16 protein-coding genes are annotated in these 16728 nt (G+C 27.0%); 1 reads left to right on the top strand and 15 read right to left on the bottom strand.

What is annotated here, in order from left to right:
* The 14 genes from VJI77_RS06825 to VJI77_RS06760 form a co-directional block, all read right to left on the bottom strand.
* Window positions 1-387, bottom strand: a 387-nt coding sequence (locus VJI77_RS06825; protein ID WP_323988847.1) for a translation initiation factor IF-2 N-terminal domain-containing protein, incomplete at its 3' end; no start/stop codon positions are given.
* A 15-nt stretch (window positions 388-402) separates the two neighbouring features.
* Entirely contained in the window at window positions 403-672 is a 270-nt protein-coding gene (rnpM, locus tag VJI77_RS06820; protein WP_313960709.1) for an RNase P modulator RnpM, read from the bottom strand.
* An 8-nt stretch (window positions 673-680) separates the two neighbouring features.
* Window positions 681-1796 (bottom strand): transcription termination factor NusA, encoded by a 1116-nt coding sequence (gene nusA, locus VJI77_RS06815; protein ID WP_323988846.1) that lies wholly within the window; start codon window positions 1794-1796, stop codon window positions 681-683.
* A gap of 16 nt (window positions 1797-1812) precedes the next feature.
* The gene (rimP, locus tag VJI77_RS06810) at window positions 1813-2277 is read right to left on the bottom strand and encodes a ribosome maturation factor RimP (RefSeq protein ID WP_323988844.1); all 465 of its coding nucleotides are present in this window, start codon (window positions 2275-2277) and stop codon (window positions 1813-1815) included.
* A 112-nt stretch (window positions 2278-2389) separates the two neighbouring features.
* On the bottom strand, window positions 2390-2734 hold the full coding sequence (locus VJI77_RS06805; protein WP_009372474.1) for a DUF1667 domain-containing protein: 345 nt from the start codon (window positions 2732-2734) through the stop codon (window positions 2390-2392).
* A gap of 2 nt (window positions 2735-2736) precedes the next feature.
* Window positions 2737-4005: an NAD(P)/FAD-dependent oxidoreductase gene (locus VJI77_RS06800; protein WP_323988848.1), complete on the bottom strand. Its 1269-nt coding sequence runs from the start codon at window positions 4003-4005 to the stop codon at window positions 2737-2739.
* A 10-nt stretch (window positions 4006-4015) separates the two neighbouring features.
* A complete protein-coding gene (locus tag VJI77_RS06795; RefSeq protein ID WP_323988841.1) occupies window positions 4016-5452 on the bottom strand; it encodes an NAD(P)/FAD-dependent oxidoreductase in 1437 nt (478 codons plus the stop codon).
* 21 nt (window positions 5453-5473) lie between these two features.
* Window positions 5474-6097: an MBL fold metallo-hydrolase gene (locus VJI77_RS06790; protein ID WP_323988840.1), complete on the bottom strand. Its 624-nt coding sequence runs from the start codon at window positions 6095-6097 to the stop codon at window positions 5474-5476.
* A gap of 9 nt (window positions 6098-6106) precedes the next feature.
* Complete coding sequence (gene dtd / locus VJI77_RS06785; RefSeq protein ID WP_323988839.1) at window positions 6107-6556, bottom strand: D-aminoacyl-tRNA deacylase; 450 nt, start codon at window positions 6554-6556, stop codon at window positions 6107-6109.
* Window positions 6556-8709: a RelA/SpoT family protein gene (locus VJI77_RS06780; protein WP_323988838.1), complete on the bottom strand. Its 2154-nt coding sequence runs from the start codon at window positions 8707-8709 to the stop codon at window positions 6556-6558. The genes dtd and VJI77_RS06780 overlap by 1 nt, the downstream gene beginning before the upstream one ends.
* 11 nt (window positions 8710-8720) lie before the next feature.
* Window positions 8721-10466, bottom strand: coding sequence for a single-stranded-DNA-specific exonuclease RecJ (gene recJ, locus VJI77_RS06775; RefSeq protein WP_323988837.1), 1746 nt, complete (start codon window positions 10464-10466; stop codon window positions 8721-8723).
* Window positions 10467-10529: 63 nt separating this feature from the next.
* Window positions 10530-10853, bottom strand: coding sequence for a preprotein translocase subunit YajC (gene yajC / locus VJI77_RS06770; RefSeq protein WP_323988836.1), 324 nt, complete (start codon window positions 10851-10853; stop codon window positions 10530-10532).
* Between the two features lie 283 nt (window positions 10854-11136).
* On the bottom strand, window positions 11137-13704 hold the full coding sequence (locus VJI77_RS06765; RefSeq protein WP_323988835.1) for an ATP-dependent Clp protease ATP-binding subunit: 2568 nt from the start codon (window positions 13702-13704) through the stop codon (window positions 11137-11139).
* 144 nt (window positions 13705-13848) lie between these two features.
* Window positions 13849-14763 (bottom strand): J domain-containing protein, encoded by a 915-nt coding sequence (locus VJI77_RS06760; protein WP_323988834.1) that lies wholly within the window; start codon window positions 14761-14763, stop codon window positions 13849-13851.
* 202 nt (window positions 14764-14965) lie between these two features.
* Here VJI77_RS06760 and yedF point away from each other — a divergent pair, with 202 nt between their 5' ends.
* A complete protein-coding gene (gene yedF, locus VJI77_RS06755; protein WP_323988833.1) occupies window positions 14966-15565 on the top strand; it encodes a sulfurtransferase-like selenium metabolism protein YedF in 600 nt (199 codons plus the stop codon).
* Window positions 15566-15692: 127 nt separating this feature from the next.
* Here the strand turns inward: yedF and VJI77_RS06750 are convergent, their stop codons facing one another.
* Window positions 15693-16727 carry a hypothetical protein gene (locus VJI77_RS06750; RefSeq protein WP_009372803.1) on the bottom strand — a complete coding sequence of 345 codons (1035 nt, stop codon included), beginning with the start codon at window positions 16725-16727 and terminating at the stop codon, window positions 15693-15695.
* Window position 16728 lies beyond the last annotated feature (1 nt).

Genomic DNA, 16728 nt, shown 5'->3' with positions numbered 1-16728 from the left:
ATTATAAGCATCTTTTTTGTCTTTACCAAAATTTCTATTATCTTTATTATAAGAATCTTTTTTATCTTTATTAAATGTCCTATTATCTTTATTATAACCGTCTTTTGAACTTCTATTATCTTTACTCAAGCTATCTTTTTTATCTTTATTTACAGTACTTTTCTTTTCATCAGATTTATTTTCAGATTTAACAGAATTCTTTTCATCTTTCTTATTTTTTTCTGCTTCAATTTTTCTAAAATGTCCAATTACAATCTCTAAATCTTTTCCTTCAAGAATAGACATGTGACTTTTCACTTCTACCCCTAAACTACTAATTATATTAATTAATTCCTTGCTTTGAAGATTTAAACCTTTTGCAAGTTCATGTACTCTAACTTTACTCATACTAGCACCCCTTTGCTATTTAATAGAATCTACATATTTTTTTAGTTCTTCATAAAATTCACTACTTATTTCTGATTCTAATGCAATATTCAATCTCTTATTTTTCTTAGCTTTATCAACACATTTACTTGAAATACAAATATAAGCACCTCTACCGTTTTTCTTTCCGGTTATGTCTAATAAAACACCTTCTTCTTTGTTATTCACAATTCTCATTAACTCTTTTTTTTCTTTTTGCTCTCCACAAGCAATACATTTTCTCATAGGAATTTTTTTTGTTTTCATAAAATCACCTATAATTCAAATCCATTATTGATAAATTCTTGTTCTCCATCAAAACTTACTTCAATTAATCCATTATTAATATCTTCTTTATATTTTTCTAAACCCTTAATATCTATTCTCCAATTTGTAAGTTTTGCTGCAAGTCTTGCATTTTGTCCTTCTTTACCAATAGCTAATGATAATTGTGAATCTGGAACTATTATTCTTGCTCTATTTTCACTTTCATTAATAAATACTGCTATTACTTCTGATGGACTAAGAGAGTTTGATAAATATTCTTTTACATCTTTGCTATAAACAATAATATCAATTTTCTCTCCTCTCAATTCTTTAATAATTGAACTTACTCTTGATCTTTTATATCCAACACAAGCTCCAACTGGATCTACATCGTCATTTTTTGAATAAACTGAAATTTTTGTTCTACTACCTGGTTCTCTAGCAATTGATTGAATTTCTACTATTCCTTCGAGAATTTCAGGAACCTCTAATTCAAACAATTTTAAAACAAAATTAACATCTGATCTTGAGAGTAAAACTTGAGCTCCCTTTGGAGTATTCTTTACTTCCTTAACATAAAATTTTAATCTCTCACCTACTCGATAAACTTCATTCTTAATTTGTTCTGGTGGTGTTACAATTGCTTCAAGCTTTCCTAAATTTATAAATAAATTATTTCTGTCAATTCTTTGGATTTGTCCCGATATTAACTCTCTTTCTTTATCTTGAAAATCATTATAAATTACTTCTCTTTCAGCATCTTTAATCTTTTGGATAACAATATTTCTTGCAGTTTGTGCAGCAACTCTACCAAAATCCATAGTCTTTAGTTTTATAGGCACTTCATCTCCTAAGTTATATTTCGTACTAATAGCTTTTGCATCATCCAAAGAAATTTCTGTTATATTATCTTCAACATTTTCTACAACTGTCTTTATTGCAAAAAGTTCAACTTTTCCAGTAGTTCTATTGATATTTATCTTAACATTTTCGTATTCTCCAAAGTTTTTTTCATAACTTTTCAAAAGTGCTTTCTCTAAAGAATCAAAAATTATTTCCTTTGATACACCTTTTTCACGTTCAATTTCATCTAATGCTCTTAAAAAATCTGTTGTTCCTTTCATCATCTTCTCCTTAAACTTAAATTTCAATTTGTGATTTAATTATTGCAATATCTTTCCTAAAAAAATCAACATTTAATTTTCCCATTATTAAAGTTACTTTTTCTTTATCAAAAGATTTTAATTTTCCAATAAATTCTTTTTCATTATTTATTTTTTTATAACATTTTATTAAAATCTTTTTACCAATAAAAGTTTCTAATTGTTCATCGTTTTTAATTTCTCTTTCAGCTCCAGGAGATGATACTTCTAAAAAATATGATTCTTCTATTGGATCTACTTCATCAAGCCAATCACTTACAATATTACTTGCCATTTCACAAGAATCTAAATCAACTCCACCTTCCTTGTCAATAAAAATTCTTAATACATTTCCCTTAGGCTCTTTTACATATTCTGCATCTACATAATAGATTCCTTTTTCTAAGAAAATATTTTTAAAAGTTCTTTCAATAGTTTCTAATAATTCATTTTCTTTTTTCAATTTTTTCTCCTTTCAATCAGTAATTAAACTAAAACGAAAGAGTGGGATAACCCACTCTTTATAATAAAAGAATATTTTTAATTATTATACCATAGTTTTAAAAACTTTTCAACTACATATCTCTACTTGCTATAATATTTGCTCCAGTATCTAATACATTTTCCAAAATTATATCTCCAACTTTTACAGGAGAAATAACTTCAATCTTATTTAATTCTCTCATAATATCAAAAATCATATTTTTTGGAATTTCTTGTGAAGTTTTTACTGGTAATCTATTGTGTATAGCATTCTTTATCTTAACTGTTGAAGTTATAGTTCTGGTTGGAAATGTTAATTCTTTTTTTCCATAATTTGAACCTTTTGGACATTTATTTCCAACAACTTTATAATCATTTTCTTCATCAACTGATATTCTACAACCAACTGGACAAACGATACAAACCATATCTTTCATAATTACTCGTCTCCTTTTTTCATGGATATAACTATTTTATCTGTAGTTACAGATTCAATCTGTTTTTTTGTTAACGAAATTTTTTCCATTTCAGCAGGCGCAACATGTGGTCTTTTGAATTCTTTAATAATATTACCATTATCATCAGTAACTGAAATTATAACATTTTTCTCAACACTCTTTACCCTAAAAAATATTTCTAATTTATTTTCCAAATTCTCAACTCTTATATTTTGAGGAACTGTATAAAAAATTCCATCTCCATTTAAAATCTCAATCTTTCTACTTTCAAATAAATTATTATCAAAAATGTATTTTGCAGCGGCTCTTCCAGCCTTTTGACTTTCTCCTGTAACAAAATCAACTAAATCATGAACATGACATACATTACCACAAGCAAAAACTCCATCCATGCTTGTTTCCATATTTTCATAGACAAAAGCACCTTTTGTTCTTCCATCAATTTCTATTCCAATTTCTCTAGTAATTTCATTTTCAGGAATTAATCCTACTGAAAGCAATAATGTATCACATTCTAATTCTATTTCAGTACCCTTTATAGGAATTCTATTTTCATCAACCTTACTTATAACAACTTTTTCAAGTCTTTCTTTACCAATTATATTAGTTACTGTATGTGATAAAAGTAAAGGAATATTATAATCATTTAAACATTGTACAATATTTCTTGCTAATCCATTTGAATAAGGCATAAGTTCAACGCACGCGATAACCTCAGCTCCCTCTAATGATAATCTTCTTGCCATTATTAATCCAATATCTCCTGAACCTAAAATAACAATCTTTTTTCCACACATTAACCCTTGCATATTAACATACATTTGAGCAGATCCTGCAGTCAATACTCCTGAAGGTCTATCTCCTGGTATAGAAATTGCTCCTCTAGTTCTTTCTCGACAACCCATAGCTAATATAATAGCCTTGGCTTGTATAACCTGATATCCATAGTCCTTACTTATAGCATGAATAACCTTATTTTTATCAAAATCTAATACCATTGAATTTAATCTTATTTCAACATTATATTCTTTTGCTAAATCAATAAATCTTTGGGCATATTCTGGTCCAGTTAATTCTTCCTTAAAATAATGTAATCCAAATCCATTATGGATACATTGATTTAAAATTCCACCAGCTTCTTTATCTCTTTCTAAAATCAATACTTTTTCTATCCCATTTTTTTTAGCTTCACATGCAGCAGCTAATCCTGCAGGTCCTCCTCCAATAACAACTAAATCATATTTTTCCATTTTAGACTTTTTACTCACTTTCTTTTGTTTTTCCTGTTATGATATAACTTCCAAAATTAGTATTATAAACTTCTTCAGGTGGAATATTTAGTTCTCTTGAAATAATATCTAATACTTTTGGACCGCAAAAACCACCTAAACAACGTCCCATTCCTGCTCCTGTTCTTTTTTTTACTGCACCGAGAGTTCTAGGTGGTAAAGGCATTTTTAATGAATCTATAATTTCTCCCTCAGAAACTGTAATACATCTGCAAATTATATTTCCATAAAGAGGATTTTCCTTAATTTTTTTTGCTCTTTCTTCAGGAGATAAATGTTTTATTCTTATAATCTTTCTGCTATCAATATAATTTTCTTTTTCTACAAATTCAACACCAATTTTTTTTAAAATATCTAAACACATTAATCCTATAGCTGCACAAGATGCTAAACCTGGGGATTTAATTCCTGCTAAATCGACAAAATTTTTACAACTTTTAGCTTCTCTAATTATAAAATCAGATTCTGTACTATTTGCTCTCAACCCTGCAAAATTATTGATATTTTCCCAATATGGAATATTAGAAATAGTTTTTGAAACTTTATCTTTTACCTCATTTAATCCATCAAATGATGTAGATTTATCAGAAATTTCAGAATTACTTTCTGCATTAGGTCCAATTATTATATTGTTATGTGATGTTGGAGCAATTAAAACTCCCTTACCAACTTTAGATGGACATTGAAATAAAACATGTTTAACTAAATCTTTTTGACTCTTATCTAATATAAAATATTGACCTTTAGATGGTGTAATCTCAAATTCCTTTTCACATACCATATTATGAACTTTATCTGAATTTACTCCAGCTGCATTTACTATATATTTAGATGTATATGTATTATCTTTTGTTTTTACTATAAATTTTTCATCTTCTTTTATAATATCTACAACTTCACTATTTAATTTTATTTCAACTCCATTTGAAACTGCAACTTGAGACATTGCTATACACAATTCCCAAGGATCTATTACTCCTGCACCTGGTGAAAACAAAGCTTTAGTAACAGTTTTATTAATATTGGGTTCTATTTTTTCAATTTCTTCTTTATCGATAATTTTTAAATTTTCAACACCATTTTTTATTCCATTATCTAATAATTTTTCTAAAGTTTTCTCGTCTTCTTTATTAAAAGCTAAAACTAAGGAACCACATTCATTATATTGAACATCTAATTTTTTTACCAATTCTTTAATTCTTTTTGAACCTTCTACATTTAACCTAGCCATTAATGTTCCAGGTTCAGGATCATAACCTGAATGTAAAATTCCACTGTTTGCCTTTGTAGTACCATCAGCAACATCAATTTCTTTTTCAAATACTAAAACTTTTAAATCATACTTAGACAATTCATAGGCAACACTAGCTCCAACTACTCCACAACCTATTACTATAATATCATACATTTCTCGTATCTCCCACTATCTTTACATATTTTTCATAAAAGGATTATTTTCTTTTTCAAACTGCAATGTACTTTCTGCTCCATGACCAGGCAATACTCTATAATCCTTTTTTAAATTATATAATTTTTTTACTGAGTTAATAATTTCATCAAAACTTCCAGTTGCTAAATCACTTCTCCCTATGCTCATTCTAAACAAGGTATCTCCTGAAAGCAATACACCATCCATAAGAATACAGATACTACCAACAGTATGTCCTGGTGTTTCCATTATACTTAGTTTTTCTCCATGAAAATCAATTATCTCTTCATCATATAACCATTTATCTGCTATCAACTCAATTCCTTTAAAAGGTGGAATTGATTTTGACAAATTTATTATAGAATCTTTTAGTAATTCTTTTTCTTTTATACTTGCGTAAATAGGTAAATTATATTTTTCCTTTATAATCTTGGCTGCACCAATATGATCAGCATGACCATGAGTTAACAATATAAATTCTAAATTGATTTTTTCTTCATCAACAAATTTTATAATATCATCACTATCTCCTCCTGGGTCAACTATAAATCCATTTTTATTATCATTATAAACTATATAACAATTTACTGCATATACTCCAACAACAATTCTTTTTATATTCATAATTTTCTCCTAATAGTTCTTTTTAGAGTCCAGCTGGATTGTAACAGGACCATCATTTTCTAACAATACTTTCATATCAGCTTGAAAAATTCCAGTCTTTACTAAAATATTATTATCGTAAAACAACTTTAAAAATTCTTCATATTTTTTCCTAGCTTCAAAACTTGATAAGCTATTATCAAAACTAGGCCTGTTTCCTTTTCTACAATCTCCATAAAGTGTAAATTGTGACACGACTAAAATTTCATATTCATTATCTAAAACAGAATGATTCATTTTATAATTATTATCTTCAAAAATCCTAAGATTTAAAGTTTTTTTATAAATATAATTTAAATCATCAATAGTATCTTCTTTTCCAAAGCCAACAAAAAGAAGGAGTCCTTTGTTTATTCTGGACACTTCCTTCTCATCAACTACTACTCTTGCAAAATTTACTCTTTGTATTACAGCTCTCATTAGGCTCTCACCCTATATACGTCAAGTATACCTTTCAAAGATTTTATCTTATTAATTAGTCTATCAAGCTCATCAATATTTTTTATTTCTACAATAATGTTTGTAATAAAAGTTTTATCTTTTCCAGTTTTCGCAGTAATCCCAACTAAATTTAACTTTGATTCTGAAATAATATGCGCTACATCTGCTAATGCTCCAACTTGATCTAAAGAAATAACTGCAACTTCAACCTTGTAAAATAAATTTTTAGTATTACTCCATTCAACAGCAATAAGTCTATCACGGTTTGTAACATTTTTTATGTTCGTGCAATTACTATTATGAACAGAAATCCCTCTTCCTTTTGTAATATAACCTACAATTTCATCTCCTGGAAGCGGATTACAACATTTTGCAAAACTAACTTCAATATTATCTATTCCTTTTACAATAACACCTTTAGAATTTAATTTATTAGTTGTTTTTTCATTTTTTATTTTATTTATTATATCATCAGCAGATTCGTGATAATAATCGGTATAAAATTCTTTTAATCTTGGAATAATCTGTTTTAAATTTATACTTCCAAAACCAATACCAGCATACATCTCATCAATTGAATTAAAGCTTAATTTTTTTGCAATTTGTAAAAGCCAGTCTTCTTTTAAAATTTTACTATAAGTAAAACCTAATCGTCTAACTTCCTTTTCAAGCATATCTCTACCTTGAACAATATTTAAAGCTTTATTTTCTTTTTTAAACCATTGTTTTATTTTTGTCTTTGCTTGAGATGACTTAACTATCTTAAGCCAATCTTTACTAGGACCTGATGAATTAGGATTAGTTAGTATTTCTACTATATTTCCATTTTTTAATTTATAATTCAATGGAACTATTCTACCATCAACTTTAGCACCAACACAATTATTTCCAACAGCTGTATGGACTTTATACGCAAAGTCAATAGGTGTTGCTCCAGCTATTAAATTAATAACATCTCCTTTTGGTGAAAAAACAAAAACTTCATCGGAAACAAAGTCTTCTTTGAAGGAAGTAATAAATTCTCTATTATCATTAACTTCTCTTTGCCAATCCATTAGTTGTCTAAGCCAAGTTAATTTATCATCAAAACTTGTACTTCTATCAACTCCAGCCTTATACTTCCAATGTGCAGCAATACCATATTCTGCCGTCTTATGCATTTCAAAAGTTCTTATTTGTACTTCAAAAACATCCCCTGAATTACTAATAAGAGTATTGTGCAAAGATTGATACAAATTAGGTTTAGGTACAGCAATATAGTCTTTAAATCTTGAAGGTATAGGTTTCCATTTAGAATGAACTATTCCTAAAACAGCGTAACAATCACTGATAGTTGGAACTATAATTCTAACAGCTGTTAGGTCAAAAATTTCATCAAAGCTTTTATTTTGTTTATACATTTTCTTATATATACTATATAAACTTTTTGGCCTTCCACTTATTTCACCTTGAATATTATGTTCTTTAAGGCTTTTACTTATTTCTTCAATTATATCATTTATAATCTTTTCTCTTTCACTTCTCTTTTTCTTAACCCTCTCTGCTAAGTCATAATATATTTCAGGTTCTAAGTATCTTAAAGATAAATCTTCAAGTTCCCATTTAACATTACTCATACCCAATCTATAAGCTAAGGGAGCATAAATTTCTAATGTTTCTTTTGCTTTTTCTAATTGCTTAGCTTTCTTCATATATTCTAAAGTTCTTATATTGTGAAGTCTATCGGCAATTTTTATTATAATAACTCTAATATCAGAATTCATTGCTAAAAGCATTTTTCTAAGATTATCAGCTTGTGACTCTTGTTTGCTTTGATACTTAATTTTTTTAAGTTTTGTAACTCCATCAACTAGGTTAGCAATTTCTTCATCAAACATTCCTGCCATCTCTTCATAAGTAACCTCAGTATCCTCAAGAATATCATGCATAAGTCCAGCTATAATAGTAGCATCATCCATATATAAATCAGCTAAAATATTGGCTACTGCAACTGGATGAATAAAGTACGGTTCTCCAGAATTTCTAAATTGTCCTTCATGACATTCTTTAGTAAAATTATAAGCTTTTGTAATTTTTTCAACATCTGTACTTGGATTATAACTCTTAATTTTTGATAATAATTCATCTAACATTTTCTCACCTCCTACCTTATATCCTTTATGAGTAATTGTATTGATTTAGTATTCATATATTCGTTAATTACCGGAGTATATAAAATATCAATAAATTTATTTTTTATATCATTATATTCTGACAATATATCACTAGTTTTAAATTTTTCATTAAAATACTTAATGTACTTATCATAATTAGTAAAAATAATACCACTAAACTCAATTTCATCTTGTTTTAGAACTAATTTAATTACATTTTTATTTTTTCCAATAATTGATAAAGACTTAATTTCTACATTCTTAGTTCCAAATAAAGGTTCTGGATTTGCCTTTCCGTATGGTTCTAACAATTTTAATTCATCAACTATATTATAATTTAATAATTTAAAATCTAAAGAACAGTCTATTTTTACTTTTTCGATAAAATTATCAGGAGTTAAATTTGAATTTTTATTTAATTCATTTCTTAATATATCTAAATTTTCTTCTTTTATTGAGAATCCAGCTGCCATTGCATGACCACCTAATTTTTCAAAAAGATTTGAAAAATCTCTCAATTTTGAAATAATATTATAGTCTTCAATACTTCTAGCACTACCTTTTAGAATTCCCTCTTCTTTTGCCTTGGAAAAAACTAAAGTTGGCTTATAATAATAGTCTTTAATTCTTCCAGCAACGATTCCAGCAATTGATTCATGAATTTCTTCATCATACACTACAATAATATCGTCCTCATAATACTTATTATCTTTAATTTTTAAATTAACTCTGGAGTATGCTTCATTAGTTAAATCTTTTCTTTTATTATTTAATTCAACTAGTTTTTTTGCAAAATTTTCTGCAGATTTTTCATCTTCTTCTAAAAATAAATCCACACCAATACTTGCAGATTCTAGCCTTCCTGCAGCATTAATACAAGGTCCTAACTTAAATCCTAATGAGGTAGTCGTAATTTTCCCTATCTCATTCTCTTTTTTTAGTTTATTAACTCCAATATTATCACTATAATTTAATAATTCTAATCCTTTTTTCACGAAAAATCTATTTTCGTCTATTAAATCAACCACATCACAAACAGTACCCATAGAAACAAATTGCAATAAATCTATCAAATAATGTTCATCTCCACCTAATTCATCAAATAGCGCTTGCATTAATTTAAATGCAACACCAGCGCCACATAATTCTTTAAATGGATATTCACAATCAACTCTATGAGGGTTAATTACAGCTTTTGCTTTAGGAAGAATTTGGTTTCCTCCATCATCAAAACAAACTTGATGATGATCTGTTATAATCATTGGAATATTTAAATAATTACAATACTCTGCAACTTCAAATGCAGATATTCCATTATCACATGTTATAATTAAATCTACACCTTTTTGTTTAGCAGTATCTACAATTCCTTTTGAAATTCCATATCCATCTTCAATTCTATTAGGAATTGCAAAACTAATATTATCTGTAAAGAATCCAATACCTTTCATCAAAACAACTGTAGCAGAATTACCATCTTGATCATAATCGCCTACAATTTGTATATGTAAATTATTATCTATTGCATCTACCAAAATTTCAATCGCAGTATCTAGATCTTTCATCAAAAAAGGATTATGAAGGTATTTATAGTCAGGATATAAAAAATTTTTTACATTAGCAGAATCAATTTTTCTATTAGCTAAAAGTTGACATGTAATATATGAAAACTCACTATTATTTTTGAAATTATCTTTAGTTAGTCCATTATCAGATTTAATAAACCATTTTTTCATAAATACCTCCTTTCATCTTGCATATAAAGAAAAAATAGACGAAATCCGTCTATTTAATTAAAATTAATTTCCTTCGCTATCTTCCTCTTCTTCATCATCTTCATTATCAGAAGGTTCTTCAGATTTGCTAACGATAGAATGAATAGCAGATTTAATAAATTCTATTTTTGTTCCATCATCAGATGTTTCAATTACAACGTCAGTATCTGTAAGCTCAACTATCTTACCTTTAATTCCTCCAATTGTAACTATATTATCTCCGATTTTTAAATTTTCTCTCATTTCTATTATAGCTTTTTGTCTTTTCTTTTGAGGTTTTATTAAAAGAAAATAAGCAATAGCCATAAATCCGCCTAACATAACTAGCTGCATAGTTACTTGATCCATAACATTCCTCCTAAACTTAAATATATGACTATATTTTAACACAAAATATATTATATTTCAAATATTTATAATTACAAATTACAATAAATTTTAGATTTTGAAAATAAACAAATTATACTCCTAAAGATAGTTCCAATCTGTATTTTATGAATAAACATATTTTCTTAAAATAAGAACCCCACCCTTCCATGATGCTTCGCATCAGGTGGGTTCCCAGGAACCTTGTTGTTTTGCAATAAAAGAGCTAAGAAATTATCTTAGCTCTATATTATCAAATGTAAATTTATGAGATACAAATTTTTCCATCAACATTTTTAAAATTAATAATAGAATCTGGCTTAATTTTACCTTCAATCAACTTTGTCGCTATTTCTGTTTCAATATTTTTTTGAATATATCTTTTAATTATTCTAGCACCATAATTATAAGAGTATGTCGAATCTAAAATTAATTTCTTACAATCTTCATCCAAATTAATTTTTACTCCAATATCTTTTAATCTTCCTTCAATTTCTGAAATAGTCATATCAATTATCTTGTAAAGTTCTTCTTTTTGTAATGGTTTAAACAAAACTATATCATCAACCCTATTTAAAAATTCAGGTCTAAAAGAGCTTTTTAACTCTTTCATAACTTCAGCTTCAGCTTCTTTCTTTATTTTTCCATTTTCATCTATTCCATCAAGCAAGTAAATTGAACCTATATTAGAAGTCATAATTATGATAGTATTTTTGAAATCTACAACTCTTCCTTGATTATCAGTAAGCCTTCCATCATCAAGAACTTGTAAAAGTATATTAAATACATCAGGATGGGCTTTTTCAATTTCGTCAAATAGAATTACACAATATGGATTTCTTCTAACTCTTTCAGTAAGTTGACCTCCTTCATCATATCCTACATATCCTGGAGGAGCTCCTATTAGTCTTGAAACAGAATGTTTTTCCATATATTCACTCATATCTATTCTAACAAGATTTTTTTCACTATCAAACATACTTTCACATAATGTTTTTGCTAATTCAGTTTTACCAACACCTGTCGGACCTAAGAAAATAAATGAACCTATAGGTTTATTTTCATCTTTTAATCCACTTCTTGATCTTAATATACAATCTCTTACCAAATCAATAGCTTCATCTTGACCTACAACTCTTTTATGCAAAATATCTCCAAGATGCAACAGTTTTTCTTTTTCTCCTTCTACTAATTTTTTTATAGGAATATTCGTCCATTTAGAAATTACTTCAGCTATTGTTTCTTCTGTAACTTCTTCTTTTAGATAACTTTCTTTTTCTTTCTTCTTTTCATTTAGTTCAGCTAACTTTAATTCTAAATTTGCAAGTTTTCCATATCTTAATTCGGAAAGTTTTTCAAAGTCATATTCTCTTTCAGCTTTTTCAATATCTATTCTAACGGAATCAATTTCTGCTTTTACAGCCTTTATTTCATTTATATCCTTTTTATCACTTTCCCATTTAGCAAGTTCAACATTGTATTTATTTTTTACATTTGAAAGCTCAACTTCTAAGTCTTGCAATCTTTTTTTACTAATTTCATCAGTTTCTTTAGTTAATCCTGCTTTTTCAATTTCTAATTGTAAAACTTTTCTTCTTAAATCATCAATTTCTTGAGGCATTGAATCTATTTCAGTTCTAATCATTGAAGAGGCTTCATCCATTAAATCAATAGCTTTATCCGGTAAAAATCTATCTGTAATATATCTGTCACTTAATGTTACACAGGCAATAACCGCCGCATCTGTTATCTTAATTCCATGATGAATTTCATATTTTTCTTTTATTCCCCTAAGTATTGAAATAGTATCTTCAACTGAAGGCTCTTTTACTAGTACTTTTTGAAATCTTCTTTCTAAAGCTCCATCTTTTTCAATATATTTCCTATATTCATCAAGTGTTGTTGCACCAATTGTGTGCAATTCTCCTCTAGCAAGCATTGGTTTTAACATATTTGATGCATCCAAAGCTCCATCGGTTTTTCCTGCACCAACTAAAGTGTGAATTTCATCAATGAATAAAATTATTTCGCCTTCTGAATTTTTGATTTCTTCAAGAACAGCCTTTAATCTTTCCTCAAATTCCCCTCTAAATTTTGCTCCAGCAATTAAACTTCCCATATCTAATGAAAAAATTATTTTATTCTTTAATCCATCTGGAACGTCATTATTTACAATTCTTTGAGCTAATCCTTCAACAATAGCTGTCTTACCAACACCAGGTTCCCCTATTAAAACAGGATTATTTTTTGTTCTTCTTGATAAAATTCTAATTGAATGTCTAATTTCTTCATCTCTACCAATCACAGGATCAAGTTTACCATTTCTTGCTTCTTCAGTTAAATTTCTTCCATACTTTAACAACTCTTCACTAGTACTTCCTTCTTTATGTTCATTTTTCATATTCTTAATTCCCATTAAAGCGTATTTGAATGAATTATAAGTTATATTATATTTTTTAAAAATATCTGAAGATTTAATATTTTTTTCTTTTAAAAGGGAAAGATAGATATGTTCAGGTAAAATTGTACTATCTCCAGTTCCATTTATTTCATCTTCGGAATTAAGCAAAATTCTTTGATAAACGGTATTTGGATAAATGTTAGAATCTCCATATTGTGAAGGTAAATTATCAAATGCAAGTTTTACATCATTTCTATAATTATCTATATTTACATTCATGATATTTAAAATTTTAATAATTATATTATCATTATCAATCAAAGCTTTGTGTAAATGAATATCTGATATTTCTACATTTGCATTTTTTATTGCTAAACTTTGAGACTCTTCTACAATTTTCATTGCATCACTACTAAATTTTTCTAAATTCATAATACTCCTCCTTTTTTTTGAATTTAACTTTTCACTTAAAAATTAAATTCAACATAATTAAATATTTATTGCATAATAATAAAACTTTATTCAACTTAACATATACATTCTGTAATAGATAAGTTAAATATCATTATTTTAATCTTATTTTTCCATTAATTTTTTATATAATTCTAATTTTTCACCTGATAAGTTTTTAGGGTTATTTATAACTATTTCAAGATATAAATCTCCAGTCCTTCCTTTTAAGTCAGTATATCCTTTATTAGAAATTCTAATTTTTTTCATACTATCTATCTTTGCAGGGATTTTTACTCTGACACTTCCATTTAAAGTTTCGATTAGTTTTGTAACGCCAAAATATGCTTCCCATGGATACAGACTAACTGTCTTTATTAAATCTAAGCCATCAAGTCTATACTCATCATTTATTACATTAATTTTTACATAAATATCTCCATCAAGTTTGTATTTATCTCCATTAACTTTTACTTTTTTTCCAGTTGTTATTCCTTTAGGTATCTTTACAGTAATTTTTTTAGGAGAATTATTTATATTGACATAAAGCTCTCTTTCAATACCTGAATATGCTTCCTTAACAGACAAGTTCAAACTTGTTTCGTACTTCTGCCTTTGAGGTTGTCTTTCAAATCCAGAATAATTTCTGGAATTTGTAAAACCATCAAATCCAGAAAATCCACCAAAGTGTGATGAAGTCCTTCTATCACCACCACCAAAAAACATATTAAAAAAGTCCGAAAAACCACCCATATCACTAGTACTGTAGGAAGCACTAAATCCATAATTTCTTGGATCAAAATTATCACCACCATTAAAATTATAATTTGATCCAAACATATCATATTGTTTTCTTTTTTCTTTATCAGATAGGACCTCATATGCTTCATTGATTTCTTTAAATTTATTGCTTGCTACTTCATCATTTTGATTAACATCAGGATGATATTTCTTTGCAAGTTTTCTATATTGTTTTTTAATTTCTGAATCATTTGCATTTTTGTCAACACCCAAAATTTTATAATAATCTTTATATTCCATAAGTTCCTCCTTGTTTGACTTTCTTTGACCTTTAATTTTATTATACCCTAAACTGTTAATTTAAACATATTTTTGATTAAAATATTTAATTTTAATCTAATTTATATTTTATAAATTATAAACTATCAAAACTACATCTTGTATTAATATTTTTTATATTGTATAATAAGATTGTATTAAATAATAAATTTGGAGGTAAATTATGAAAGAAGTAAATGCTAAAGGTTTAGCTTGCCCTCAACCATTGATTTTAACAAAAAAGGCTGTAGAGAATTCTGAAGAAAAAGATTTTTTAGTTATAGTGGATAATGATACTGCTGTAAAAAATTTAGAAAAATTTGCTAAAAGCAGTAATTTAAATTTTAGATTTGAGAAAAAATCTGATAATGATTTTAATGTATTTTTATCAAAAAATTCAGAAACTAATTTACAAGAGCCAACTGCATTTTGTTCTGTAGAAGCTTCTTCAGACACAGTTATCGCAATATCTAAAGACTTTATGGGAAATGGATCTGAAGAATTAGGAAAAATATTAATTAAAGGATTTGTTTATACTTCAAGTGAATATGAAAAATTACCTAAGACAATGGTATTCTTTAATTCTGGAGTAAAATTAACTTGTGAAGATTCACCATGTATTGATGATCTACAAAAACTACAAGATAAAGGAGTAGAAATTATTTCCTGTGGAACTTGTCTTGATTACTTTGGACTTAAAGAAAAGTTGTTAGTTGGTGAAATAAGCAATATGTATACTATTTACGAAACATTATTTAATGCTGGAAAGGTAATTAATATCTAAAATAAATTTTATATTTGTAAATTATAAAAGTCGGCTATTATATGCCGACTTTTTATTGTGAAACAACAAGGTTCCCAGGAACCCACCCGATACGAAGCATCGTGGAAGGGTGGGGTTCTTATTAAAATTATAATTTGTATGATACTACTCCAAGAATATTTTTATCATAATTTCTTAAATTTTGTAGTAACTTTTCAAAAGATGAATACCTAGTTATTCCATATTCTTCAACAAATATAACATTTTTTAAATTCATTATATTACTTAAGTCATTTGTTTTCACTATATTTACTTTATCAATATTCAAATCATTTAATTTATCAATAATTTTTGAATTTGAACTAAGTATATTTAATTCTTCAATATTTTCATTATTAATTTTATATTTCAAAACTTCAAGTAAATCATTATTATTTTTTATTTCCTGAACAAATTTTATATTGTATTTTCTGTAATCTCCTTCTCTATTAATTGTTGGATTAAAAATGTACATAACAAAATTCATAATAGCAACTAAAATTATTAGAGCCACTTCGATAGCAAATACTTTTACTAACAATTTTTTCATACTATATCCTGTATTAACATTTTCTTTAGAGCTTAATTCTTTAGAATAATTTGATTCAACTTTTTCAATAGTAACATTTTTATAAACGGATTTATACTTATTTATTAATTCATCAAATTTCTTTTCAATAACATCATTTACAGCTTTACTTGGTGTTAAAATTTTAGCAGAAACCCCTAAATTAGTAGAAATATAATTTACCACTACTTTCTTATCCCAGTAATCTGCATTAGAATTCTTTAAAGTTGCTGCTGATGTATCTAATTCTTTTGCCATTTGCGCTAAATCTTTATCACTAACATCATTAAATAAATAAGCACCATTTAGATTAGATACTAGTAGCTTTTCATAAAAATCTGAATAGCCTCTTCTACTATATAACGCATTTATATTATCACTCTCAGGAGCTGTTATTTTATAAGCAACATAAGTTGAATATTGCACTCCTTCTTTTGTTATAGTTTTTTTATTTATTGTTTGTAAAACCAACGGACAAACCAAAGCAATACTCAACAGCAAAAATGCTATTAAATTTAAAATTCTCTTTTTATATATATTGGATAATAAATCTCCAAATGAGTAATTTTCAAACATA

Origin of the sequence: Parvimonas sp. D2, from assembly GCF_035282635.1 — a bacterium.
Taxonomy (GTDB): Bacteria; Bacillota; Clostridia; order Tissierellales; family Peptoniphilaceae; genus Parvimonas.
This window is presented reverse-complemented; position numbering and strand designations above follow the sequence as displayed.

Excerpts from the sequence above, each read along its gene's own strand:
- VJI77_RS06780 (WP_323988838.1), bottom strand. The coding sequence starts at position 8,709 with ATGTTAGATGAATTATTATCAAAAATTAAGAGTTATAATCCAAGTACA.
- recJ (WP_323988837.1), bottom strand. The coding sequence starts at position 10,466 with ATGAAAAAATGGTTTATTAAATCTGATAATGGACTAACTAAAGATAAT.
- yajC (WP_323988836.1), bottom strand. The coding sequence starts at position 10,853 with ATGGATCAAGTAACTATGCAGCTAGTTATGTTAGGCGGATTTATGGCT.
- yedF (WP_323988833.1), top strand. The coding sequence starts at position 14,966 with ATGAAAGAAGTAAATGCTAAAGGTTTAGCTTGCCCTCAACCATTGATT.
- VJI77_RS06800 (WP_323988848.1), bottom strand. The coding sequence starts at position 4,005 with ATGGAAAAATATGATTTAGTTGTTATTGGAGGAGGACCTGCAGGATTA.
- VJI77_RS06795 (WP_323988841.1), bottom strand. The coding sequence starts at position 5,452 with ATGTATGATATTATAGTAATAGGTTGTGGAGTAGTTGGAGCTAGTGTT.
- dtd (WP_323988839.1), bottom strand. The coding sequence starts at position 6,556 with ATGAGAGCTGTAATACAAAGAGTAAATTTTGCAAGAGTAGTAGTTGAT.
- rnpM (WP_313960709.1), bottom strand. The coding sequence starts at position 672 with ATGAAAACAAAAAAAATTCCTATGAGAAAATGTATTGCTTGTGGAGAG.
- VJI77_RS06765 (WP_323988835.1), bottom strand. The coding sequence starts at position 13,704 with ATGAATTTAGAAAAATTTAGTAGTGATGCAATGAAAATTGTAGAAGAG.
- VJI77_RS06760 (WP_323988834.1), bottom strand. The coding sequence starts at position 14,763 with ATGGAATATAAAGATTATTATAAAATTTTGGGTGTTGACAAAAATGCA.
- VJI77_RS06805 (WP_009372474.1), bottom strand. The coding sequence starts at position 2,734 with ATGAAAGATATGGTTTGTATCGTTTGTCCAGTTGGTTGTAGAATATCA.
- VJI77_RS06750 (WP_009372803.1), bottom strand. The coding sequence starts at position 16,727 with ATGTTTGAAAATTACTCATTTGGAGATTTATTATCCAATATATATAAA.
- VJI77_RS06790 (WP_323988840.1), bottom strand. The coding sequence starts at position 6,097 with ATGAATATAAAAAGAATTGTTGTTGGAGTATATGCAGTAAATTGTTAT.
- nusA (WP_323988846.1), bottom strand. The coding sequence starts at position 1,796 with ATGAAAGGAACAACAGATTTTTTAAGAGCATTAGATGAAATTGAACGT.